The organism is Pseudomonas capeferrum (assembly GCF_013523055.1).
Lineage (GTDB): Bacteria > Pseudomonadota > Gammaproteobacteria > Pseudomonadales > Pseudomonadaceae > Aquipseudomonas > Aquipseudomonas capeferrum_A.
Genome location: NZ_JAAMQM010000049.1, coordinates 1 through 1,929 on the forward strand (window position 1 = coordinate 1; position 1,929 = coordinate 1,929).

Consider the following 1,929-nt stretch of genomic DNA (forward strand, 5'->3'; position numbering starts at 1 on the left):
AAATCGAGTAGGAGGCGGATTCACACCCGCCGTCCTCTCACACCACCGTGCGTACGGTTCCGTACACGGCGGTTCAGGTTACGCGGCTAAGCCGGTTAATCGTATCCAGTATCGAGACCAGCCCGAGCCGGTCCCACAGTTTCTTTGGCAGCGCGTAGTTCATATGTTGCGCTCCCGAATTCCACCATGGACCTCGGCCATTGAAGGCTGACTTGTTGGCACGCTCCTCGCTCAACCCCAGGCGCATCAAGTTTCTCAGCCTCGTGGGAGGCTGCTTCCATTGACGCCAGATGACGCAGCGGAGTTTGTGCCTGACCCAACCATCCAGTTCCTCAAGCGGCCGCTTGCTCTGGCTGAGCTTGAAGTAGCTAGCCCAGCCTCTCAGGACGGGGTTGATCCGCTCGATGACAGTCGCCATTTTGCGAGCCCGTACGCTGCGCAGCAGCATTCTGAGCCGGTCGCGTAAGCGGTCTAGGCTCATCCTTGCCACGCGCAGCCTTGGCTGCTGGTGCCAGCTTATCCCATAGCCTAGGTAGTCGCACTTCCACGCCCTTGCCACTTGGCTTTTCTTCCTGTTCACCGTCAGCTTCAGACGTTCTCTCAGGAAGCGCTCGACGCTGACCAACACCCGTTCGCCGGCCCGGGGACTGCGTACATAGATGTTCGCATCATCGGCATAACGTACGAAGCGATGGCCCCGTCGCTCCAGCTCGCGGTCGAGTTCGTCGAGCAGGATGTTCGACAGCAACGGCGAAAGCGGGCCGCCTTGCGGCGTCCCCTCCTGCCGTGGGCTGACGACACCGCCCGACATGATCCCGGCTTCAAGGTAGCGGCGGATAAGCCTGAGTACGCACTTGTCTTTGATCCGACGTTCGATGCAGGCCATGAGGATGTCGTGATTGACCCGATCGAAAAACTTCTCCAGATCGAGTTCCACGCACCAGCGGTGTCCCGCTGTCACATGAGCACGAGCCATCTCGATGGCTTGATGCGTACTTCTGCCCGGACGAAAACCATAGCTGTAGTCCGAGAACAGTGGGTCGAAGATAGGTGTGAGCTGCTGCTGCAGTGCTTGCTGGATCAGGCGATCCACGACGCTGGGGATTCCCAGTTGCCGTGTGCCGCCCTGCGGCTTGGGAATTTCAACCGCTCGCACTGCTTGGGGCTGGTATTCACCGGCCAGTAACCTGGCCTTGAGGGTTGGCCAATACTGTCTCACGTAGCCCGCCAAGTCAGCAACCGTCATGCCATCGGCACCCGGTGCTCCCTTGTTGCTGACCACGCGTTGATACGCACGTCTGAGGTTGGCCGGTGCAAGCACCCGCTCCATCAGCGTGTCCGGCTCCGCGTTCGTCCACGTCACGGACGCCGTCGATACCTTTGCACTGTCAGGCGTCACCCTCGGCTTCTGGCCGGAGCTCGGGATGACAGTTTCCGCTGTGGGAAATTTCTGCATTACGGTTACCAACGAGACGGCGACGCCTACTGGCGGCATAACCTGTTCGGCCCTTGGTGGCGCGGTTAACCGCCACTTACTACGGCTTCGGCTGACTTCTGCACGCTCATCCCGTCGCCTTTCGACGCGCGGTAGCACAATGGCAAACGTACAGATCTCCCAGGGTAATTCGCGCGACCTTCCTGCTTATGCCTGTCGGATCTACGTCACAGCGTTCCGTGCAAGTATTGGGCTTTGGCGATTTGTGCCACCTCACCCCGCTGTGCCGCCTCTATCCGCTTCCTGTTCGTCAGGCCAGCATTTTGCCTCGGGCTTCCTTCAGATTCGCGGTCACCCGCGACACCCTTGCCTCCGGCTAACACTTCCCCTTGCCGGGTGTGTAGAGGACTTTCACCTCCAAGTCACCCGCTTGGCCACCACAGCCAAGCGGGTTGCGCTTACGCGCAACGCGCCATGCCTGGCGCACACAAAAA

1 protein-coding gene is annotated in these 1,929 nt (G+C 60.0%); it reads right to left on the reverse strand.

Annotated features, from left to right (window positions below; translation table 11 throughout):
• Window positions 1-73: 73 nt before the first annotated feature.
• Window positions 74-1,495 (reverse strand): group II intron reverse transcriptase/maturase, encoded by a 1,422-nt coding sequence (gene ltrA, locus G7009_RS27240; RefSeq protein WP_003253430.1) that lies wholly within the window; start codon window positions 1,493-1,495, stop codon window positions 74-76.
• Window positions 1,496-1,929 lie beyond the last annotated feature (434 nt).

What these genes read in the sequence shown, in the direction of transcription:
- ltrA (WP_003253430.1), bottom strand. Translation starts at nt 1,495, where the DNA reads ATGCCGCCAGTAGGCGTCGCCGTCTCGTTGGTAACCGTAATGCAGAAA.